This window comes from Arenimonas sp. (assembly GCF_035721105.1).
Classification (GTDB): Bacteria; Pseudomonadota; Gammaproteobacteria; order Xanthomonadales; family Xanthomonadaceae; genus Arenimonas.
The window spans coordinates 19746-28268 of sequence record NZ_DASTNG010000031.1 but is presented as its reverse complement, the minus strand read 5'-3'; the positions used below and the strand labels follow the sequence as shown (position 1 = coordinate 28268).

General features: G+C 69.3%; 5 protein-coding genes and 1 pseudogene. 2 read left to right on the top strand and 4 right to left on the bottom strand.

Annotated elements, in window-relative coordinates; translation table 11 throughout:
- Nucleotides 1–76: 76 nt before the first annotated feature.
- Nucleotides 77–517: a nuclear transport factor 2 family protein gene (locus VFQ84_RS04215; RefSeq protein ID WP_325129534.1), complete on the bottom strand. Its 441-nt coding sequence runs from the start codon at nt 515–517 to the stop codon at nt 77–79.
- A 115-nt stretch (nt 518–632) separates the two neighbouring features.
- Here VFQ84_RS04215 and VFQ84_RS04210 point away from each other — a divergent pair, with 115 nt between their 5' ends.
- Both VFQ84_RS04210 and VFQ84_RS04205 read left to right on the top strand, forming a co-directional pair.
- Nucleotides 633–2315, top strand: coding sequence for a long-chain fatty acid--CoA ligase (locus VFQ84_RS04210; protein WP_325129532.1), 1683 nt, complete (start codon nt 633–635; stop codon nt 2313–2315).
- Nucleotides 2316–2467: 152 nt separating this feature from the next.
- The gene (locus VFQ84_RS04205; protein WP_325129530.1) at nt 2468–3364 is read left to right on the top strand and encodes a crotonase/enoyl-CoA hydratase family protein; all 897 of its coding nucleotides are present in this window, start codon (nt 2468–2470) and stop codon (nt 3362–3364) included.
- 57 nt (nt 3365–3421) lie between these two features.
- Here VFQ84_RS04205 and VFQ84_RS04200 read toward each other — a convergent pair whose 3' ends face one another.
- From VFQ84_RS04200 to lysS, 3 genes and pseudogenes are all read right to left on the bottom strand, one after another.
- The gene (locus VFQ84_RS04200; RefSeq protein WP_325129528.1) at nt 3422–5551 is read right to left on the bottom strand and encodes an ATP-binding protein; all 2130 of its coding nucleotides are present in this window, start codon (nt 5549–5551) and stop codon (nt 3422–3424) included.
- A gap of 43 nt (nt 5552–5594) precedes the next feature.
- Nucleotides 5595–6653: pseudogene (locus VFQ84_RS04195) on the bottom strand (HD domain-containing phosphohydrolase); the annotation flags it as partial.
- A 246-nt stretch (nt 6654–6899) separates the two neighbouring features.
- Nucleotides 6900–8417, bottom strand: a complete 1518-nt coding sequence (lysS, locus tag VFQ84_RS04190; protein ID WP_325129526.1) for a lysine--tRNA ligase — start codon at nt 8415–8417, stop codon at nt 6900–6902.
- Nucleotides 8418–8523: the final 106 nt, after the last annotated feature.

Below are 8523 nucleotides of genomic sequence, written 5' to 3'. Positions count from 1 at the left end.
GAAGCCCTTCGCCGAAGGGCTTCGGGCCTGGAGGCCCTCCTGCATTTTGCGGGGAGCCTCGGGCCTGAAGGCCCGCCTACAGGGCTTCTTCCCACTCGGCAGAGATCAGGCGCCACTCGCCGTCATCGAGGCGCCAGCCGGTGCGGACCTGCCAGACCTGGGCACTGTCTGGCAGGAAGCCTTCGCCGCCCGTGGTGGCGGCGGTGAACGCGACCCGCGCCCGGTCGCCGATCAGCTCAACCTCCAGCGGCCCCAGCCGCACGCCGACCTCGCGGCTGCGCAGCCAGGCCAGCGCCACGTAGCGACGGAACTGGTCGCGGTCCATGTTGTCCGGCCCGGCGAAATCCTCGGCGAACGCCTCCACCAGCGCCTCGGCGTCGCGGGCTTCGGCCGCTTCCTGCATGGACGCGATGGTCGCCCTCAGTGCCTCCTCCGGGGGCTCGCGGGAACAGCCTGCCGCGGCCGCCAGCACCAGCGCGAACAGCGGCGTGACGAGCGCGCGAAACCATACGCCCACCGCCTTGCCTGCGCTTGGGGGGTATGCTCCAATCGAGTGAATACTCCAATCCGGCATCGGGCCCGCGCCCGCGGCCCGGCGAGGGTGGCAGCGATCTTTCAACGGGGGGTTATTCATGGGTTCCGAGCGTCCTTGGCTGGCGAATTATCCGGAGGGTATCCCGGCCGAAATCGACCTGGAGAAATACCCGTCGATCGTGTCGGTGCTCGACGAGGCCTGCCGCGAATACCGCACCAACCCCGCGTTCGGCAATTTCGGCAAGGTCATCAGCTACGGCGACGTCGACCGGCTGAGCACCCAGTTCGCAAACTACCTGCTGCATGAGCTCAAGCTCAAGAAGGGCGACCGCGTCGCCCTGATGATGCCCAACATCCTGCAGTACCCGATCGCCATCTTCGGCGTGCTGCGCGCCGGCCTGACGGTGGTCAACACCAACCCGATGTACACCGCGCGCGAGCTCAAGCACCAGCTGGTCGACTCCGGCGCCAGCGCCATCGTCGTGCTCGAGAACTTCGCGCACGTGGTGGCCGACGTGGTGGCGGACACCCCGATCAAGCAGGTGCTCGTCACCGGCGTCGGCGACATGCTGGGCTTCCCGAAAGGCACCCTGGTCAACTTCGTCCTGCGCCACGTCAAGAAGCAGGTGCCCGAGTACGAGCTGCCCGGCGCGATCCGCTTCGGCGACGCGCTGGCCAAGGGCGCCCGGCACACCCTGCCCGCCATCGACATCCGCGGCCACGACATCGCCTTCCTGCAGTACACCGGCGGCACCACCGGCGTTTCCAAGGGCGCCATGCTCACCCACCGCAACCTGGTGGCGAACATGCAGCAGTCGTCGATGTGGCTGGGCTCGAACGCCAAGCCGGGCCACGAGGTCATCATCACCGCGCTGCCGCTCTACCATATCTTCGCGCTGACGGCGAACTGCCTGGTCTTCATGAAGTTCGGCGGCCTCAACCACCTGATCACGAATCCGCGCGACATGAAGGGCTTCGTGGCCGAGCTCAGGAAGATCCCGTTCACCGCGATCACCGGCGTCAACACGCTCTTCAACGGCCTGCTCAACACCCCGGGATTCGACCAGGTCGACTTCTCGCACATGCACCTGTCGCTGGGCGGCGGCATGGCCGTGCAGCGCGCGGTCGCCGAGCGCTGGAAGCAGGTCACCGGTATCACCCTGGTCGAGGCCTACGGCCTGACCGAGACCTCGCCCGCCGCCTGCATGAACCCGATGGACCTGGTGGACTACAACGGCGCCATCGGCCTGCCGATCCCGTCCACCGACGCCTGCGTCAAGGACGACGGCGGCAAGCAGCTGCCGGTCGGCGAGATCGGCGAGCTCTGCATCCGCGGGCCGCAGGTGATGGCCGGCTACTGGCAGCGCCCCGAGGAAACCGCCAAGGTCATCGACGCCGAAGGCTGGCTGCACACCGGCGACATGGCCAAGATGGACGAGCGCGGCTTCTTCTACATCGTCGACCGCAAGAAGGACATGATCCTGGTCTCGGGCTTCAACGTTTACCCGAACGAGGTCGAGGACGTGATCGCCCTGATGCCCGGCGTGCTGGAAGTCGCGGCCGTGGGCGTGCCCGACGACAAGTCGGGCGAGGCGGTGAAGGTGGTGATCGTCAAGAAGGACCCCGGCCTGAGCGCCGACCAGGTCCGGGCGTTCTGCAAGGAGAACCTCACCGGATACAAGCAGCCGCGCCTGGTCGAGTTCCGGACCGAGCTGCCCAAGTCGAACGTGGGCAAGATCCTGCGCCGCGAACTGCGCGACGCCCCCAAGCCGGCGGCCTGAGCCGCCGGCACCCGGTCCCCGGCCGGGGATCGAAAAGCTCTTAGGCGGGCACAACGGCGGCCGGGCGGCGGGTGTAGCATGGCCCGGCCGCCCTTGCGTTTTCCGACGTTAGCGTGTAGGGCGACGCCCCTACCCTTGCCCGGAGAGCCGCCATGTCCATGTCCATCGTCGAGAGCATCAACCGCGACGCCAGCTTCAGCCTGATCGACCACAAGTCCGAGGCCGAGTCCGGCATCGAATGGTGCTTCATGCACCAGAACCCGCGCCCGGGCTACCGCCCCTGCTTCTCCGAGCCGCTGCTGGTCGAGCTGCGCGAATGCCAGCGCCAGATCGCCGCGCGCATGGCCAACGAGCCGAGCCCCGGCGGCGAGATCCGGCACCTGGTGCTGGCCTCGAAGGCGGACGTGTTCAACCTCGGCGGCGACCTCGAGCTGTTCAGCCGCCTGATCCGCGGCGGCGACCGCGCCCGCCTGCTGGCCTACGCCCAGCTGTGCGTCTCGGTGGCCTTCCACTTCGCGCGCCTGGCCGACGACCGCGTCCACAGCGTGGCCGTGGTCCAGGGCGACGCGCTGGGCGGCGGCTTCGAAGCCGCGCTGTGCTGCCACACCATCATCGCCGAGGAAGGCACCGGCATGGGTTTCCCGGAGGTGCTGTTCGACCTCTTCCCCGGCATGGGCGCCTACACGTTCCTGTCGCGCCGGGTCACGCCGGCCCAGGCCGAGCGGATGATGCTCGACGGCAACATCTATTCCAGCGAAGAGCTCTATCGCATGGGCGTCGTGGACCTGCTGGTGCCGCGCGGCGAAGGCCTGCAGGCCGCGCGCGACCTGGTCCGCCGCCGGCGCCGGATGGGCAATGCGCTGCGTTCGCTCAACACCGTGCGCGCCACCTGCAACCCGGTCAGCCTGGATGAGCTGATGAGCGTCACCGCCACCTGGGTGGACGCCGCCATGCGCCTGAGCGAGCGCGGCCTGCTGAACATGGAGCGCCTGGTGCGTGCCCAGCAGCGTCGCGTCGGCGAGGCCCCGAGCCTGCGCCAGGTCGTCTGACCGCCGGACCGCGGTGGCCGCCGTGCAAGGGCGGCGGCCATCGCCCGGCGTCCCGCGTCAGCCGGACTCGTGGTCCGGGGGCCGGGATGCCTCCCCTTGCGGCGGGGTGGCGATGCGCACCAGCTCGCGACGGACCTGTTCCGCCGTGGCCTCGAGCATCGACCCCAGCATGCCCACGTAGCGCCGCCATTCCTTCGCCAGCACCGCATCGCTGGCGCGCATGATCTCGGTGCTGCGCTCGACCAGCGCCTGGGCACCGATGTTCTCCGACACGCCCTTGAGCGCATGCGCGGCCTCGCGCACCGCTTCCCACTTCGACGTCGCGGCCCCGCGCTCGGCCTCCGCCAGGCAGCGGCTGGCGTCGCGCAGGCACTGGTCGACGAAGTCCTCCAGGAAGTCCTTGCCCAGGCCCATGCCCGCCAGCTCCTCGAGCACGTCGGTGCGCAGGGTCGGCACCAGCCGGTCCTTGCGGGCCGCCGCGACCGACTCGTCCTGGCCGCCGCCGGCGATCTCGGCCAGGGTCTCGAGCAGGCGCGAGGCCACCACCGGCTTGGTGAGGAAGGAATAGGCGCCGGCCGCCTCGGCGTCGCGCACCGCGTCCACGGTGGCATCGGCGCTGAGCACCAGGATCGGCGTGCGCGGGCCACCGGCCTGCATCACCCGCGACTGCCTGATCATCTCCAGGCCATCCATCACCGGCATGTGCAGGTCGACGATGGCGGCGTCGATGGTTTCCTCCTCCAGCCGCTCCAGCGCCTGCTCGCCATTCTCGGCGAACACGGTGGAATGGCCGGCGCGCTCGAGCAGGCGCTGCAGCACCAGGCGGTTCGCCGGCTGGTCGTCGGCGACCAGGATGCGCAGCGGCCGGACCCGGGCGCGGTGGCGCACGAAAGGATCGTCGAAGGCGATGATCTTGCCGCCGCCCTCGGCCGCGACCGTCGCCTCGCTGGCCGCCACCACCGCGAAGTCGAGCTCGAGCCAGAAGTGGCTGCCGCCGCCGGGATTGTCCTCGACGTCCAGGTGCCCGCCCAGCAGCTCGGTGAGCGTCTTGGCGATCGTGGTGCCCAGGCCGGTGCCGCCGAAGCGCCGGGTCGCCCCGCCGTCGACCTGTTCGAAGGCCTTGAAGATGCGGACCTTGGCGTCGTCCGGGATGCCGATGCCGGTGTCGCGCACCGAGAACCGCAGGCGGACGCGATCGCCCAGGCGCTCGCGCACCTGCACGTCCAGGCACACGCTGCCCGCCTCGGTGAACTTGATGGCGTTGTGCACCAGGTTCAGCAGGATCTGGCTGAGGTGGCCGACGTCGCCGCTCAGGCGCGCCGGCACCGCATCGGGCAGGTCGATGTTGAACTGCAGGTTCTTGCCGGCCGCCATCGGCCCCAGCATGGTGCGGATGCGCCGTGCCAGCTCGCGCGGGGCGAACTCGCTGTCCTGGCGCTTGAGCTTGCCGGCCTCGATCGCGGAGATGTCCAGCACGTCCTCGACCAGCAGCAGCAGCGACTGCGCCGAGGTGTGGATGACGTCGGCGCATTCGCGCTGCTCGGGCGCCAGCCGCGTGCTCGACAGCAGCTCGGCCATGCCGATGATGCCGTTGAGCGGCGAGCGGAACTCGTGGCTCATGTTGGCCAGGAAGCGACTCTTGGCCGCGTTGGCGCGGCGGGACTCCTCGCCGGCGCGGCGCAGGTCGCGCAGCAGGCTGATCAGGTAGCCGGGGATGGCCACCAGCCCGACCAGCAGGCCCCAGGCCAGGTAGGGATTCTGCTGCCAATAGGGCGTGGCCTGGATGACGGCCAGGAAGGTCAGCGTGGCCAGGCCCATGGCCGCGAACAGGTAGTGCGTGCCATAGCGCAGGCCGTTGCCCACGGTGACCCACAGGATGATCACGTACAGGGGTGCGAGCACCTCGCCCTTGATCGTCATCATCGCGAACAGGGTGCCGTAGTCGGCGAGCATGCCGATCACCCGCCGCGGATGCGACACGCCCGGCGAGACCATGATCGCGATCACCAGGCCCAGGCCCAGCACGGTTTCGGCGAGCAGGATCAGGACGCTGAGCCGGACCTGGTCGGTGGCGCCCGACGAGCTGGCCACGCCGGCAAGGTAGAGCAGCAGCACCGCCGCGATCACCAGCCGCACCAGCGCCTGGGCATGTTCGCTGTCGGGGCGGTTGGCGAAGGCGCGGATCATGGCATCCGGGGTCCGGCGTCGGCCTCGCGGGCCGGTCGGCGGCTCAGTCGGCGCCCGGGGCCGGGGCGAAGTAGCGGTGGATTTCCTCGATGCGATCGCGGCGCGCCATCACCGCGTCGACCACGGCCGGGTCGAACTGATGGCCGGACTGCTGCTTGAGGTAGTCGAAGGCGGCGGCCAGGGTCCAGGCGTCCTTGTAGGGGCGCGGCGTGGTGAGCGCGTCGAACACGTCCACCAGGCCGACGATGCGCGCCGGCAGCGGAATGGCTTCGCCCTTGAGGCCGGCGGGATAGCCGGCGCCGTCCCAGCGTTCGTGGTGGTGCTGGGCGATGCTGGCGCCCACCTGCACGAAGCGGCTGCTCGAATCGCTGAGGATCTCGTAGCCCAGGCGCGGGTGTTGCTTGGCCTGCGCGTATTCGGCGTCGTCGAGCTTGCCGGGCTTGAGCAGGATGGCGTCGGACACGCCCAGCTTGCCGATGTCGTGCAGCGGGGCGGCCAGCTCGATCATCTTGACCTCGTCCTCGGGCAGGCCCATCGCCTCGGCGACCAGCGAGGAGATGCGCGCCATGCGCTCGAAGTGGTTGCCCGAGCTGCCGTCGCGGTAGGCGGTGGCCTTGGCCAGGCGGTGCAGCACTTCGCGCTCGCGTTCGTCGAGCTCGTGCATGCGGGCCAGCAGCTGGCGCTCAAGCTCATGCGCCCGCGACTTGAGGTTCTGCTGCTGCTGGCGCAGCGCCAGCAGGTTGCGGCAGCGCGAGCGCAGTTCGCGCGGGCGCACCGGCTTGACCAGGAAGTCGATGACCCCGGCCTCGAGGGCCGCGTTGCGGATCGGCTCGTCGCCGACCACGGTGATCAGGATGATGGGCACGTCGCGGTGCGACAGCGGCCGGCGGAAGCGGCGCGCGAACTCCAGGCCGTCGAGCTTGGGCATGCGGTAGTCGAGCAGCAGCAGGTCGGGCGAACTGCGCTGCGACCACAGCAGCGCCTCCACGGGATCCCCGAAGTCGGTGACTTTCACCTCGGGACTGATGTCCTCCAGCAAATGGCGGAACATGGTCCGCTGCGACGGCTGGTCATCGACGATCAGTACATTCACGTGGAGCTCCCGGGTGCGGACACCGTGATTGCCGCGGGGACCCGCGGCTCGACCCCAGCTTACCCCCGGGAATTCAACCCCGGCAAGCACTTGCCCGACAAACCTTCACCGAACTCGCAAACACTTCGCGCATCACCCCGGTGGGAAGCCCCCCTTGGTAAGGGGGGCGCGGCGACAGCCGCAGGGGATTGGAAGTCATGAGCCCCGGGGCCCACGATCCGCGCAGCGGATCGAGGGGGAATCCTGAGCGAATGCTCAGGATTCCGGCCGCATGTAGGGGAACAGCAGCACGTCCCGGATCGAGGCCGAGTCGGTGACCAGCATCACCAGCCGGTCGATACCGATGCCCAGGCCGCCGGTCGGGGCCATGCCGTACTCGAGCGCACGGATATAGTCGGCGTCGAAGTGCATGGCCTCGTCGTCGCCGCCGTCCTTGGCCTCGACCTGGGCCAGGAAGCGGGCCTTCTGGTCCTCGGGGTCGTTGAGCTCGGAGAAGCCATTGGCGATCTCGCGGCCGCCGACGAACAGCTCGAAGCGATCGGTCAGGCCCGGGTCCTTGTCGCTGGCGCGGGCCAGCGGGCTCACTTCGACCGGATGGTCGGTGATGAAGGTCGGCTGCACCAGGGTGTGCTCGACGGTCTTCTCGAAGATCTCCAGCAGCAGCTTGCCCCAGCCGTAGCTGGCCTTGGCCTTGATGCCCAGGCGCTGGCAATGGGCGCGCATGGCGTCGAGGTCGCGCAGCTCCTCGCGCTTGATCTCCGGGTTGTGCTCGAGCACCGCGTCGGTCATCGACCAGCGCCGGAACGGCGGGCCCAGGTCGATCGACATCCCCTCCCACTGCAGGTGCGTGGTGTCGCGCACGCGCAGCGCCACCTCGCGGATCAGCTCCTCGGTGAGGTCCATCACCTCGTGGTAGGTGGCGTAGGCCTCGTACAGCTCGAGCATGGTGAACTCGGGGTTGTGCCGGGTCGACACGCCCTCGTTGCGGAAGTTGCGGTTGATCTCGTACACGCGCTCCATGCCGCCGACCACCAGGCGCTTGAGGTAGAGCTCGGGCGCGACCCGCAGGTACAGGTCCAGGTCCAGCGCGTTGTGGTGGGTGGTGAAGGGCTTGGCCGTGGCGCCGCCGGGGATGTAATGCATCATCGGCGTCTCCACTTCCAGGAAGCGGCGGCCGTCGAGCCAGGCACGCATCGCCGAAACGATGCGCGAGCGCTGCACGAACACCTCGCGCGCCTCCGGGTTCATGACCAGGTCGACGTAGCGCATGCGGTAGCGCTGCTCGACGTCGGCCAGGCCGTGGAACTTGTCCGGCAGCGGCCGCAGCGACTTGGTCAGCAGCCGCAGGGAGGTCGCCTTGACCGACAGTTCGCCGGTGCGGGTGCGGGTCAGGCCGCCGGTGACGGCGACGATGTCGCCCACGTCCCAGCCCTTGAAGGCGTCGTAGCTCTCGCCCAGGTCGCTGCCCTGCAGGTAGAGCTGGATGCGGCCGCCCATGTCCTGCACCTGGGCGAAGCTGGCCTTGCCCATCACGCGCTTGGCCATCAGCCGCCCGGCGACCGCCACCCGGCGATCGAGCGCCTCGAGCTTCTCGGCCGTCCATTCGTCCTTGTCGGCGAACTCGGCCTGCAGGTCGCTGGCGTAGTCGGCGCGCTTGAAGTCGTTCGGGAAGGCGATGCCCTGCCCCCGCAGCGCCGTGAGTTTCGCGCGGCGCTCGGCGATCAGCGAGTTCTCGTCGGTGGCGGGCGGGGTCTGGCTTGGCTGGTCGGTCATGGCGGAATCGCTTGGTCGGGGTTTGGTTTCCGTAGGAGCGGCTTCAGCCGCGAAGCTTCTCGCGGAAAACTGCGCGGCTGAAGCCGCTTCTACATGAGCGGGAGGG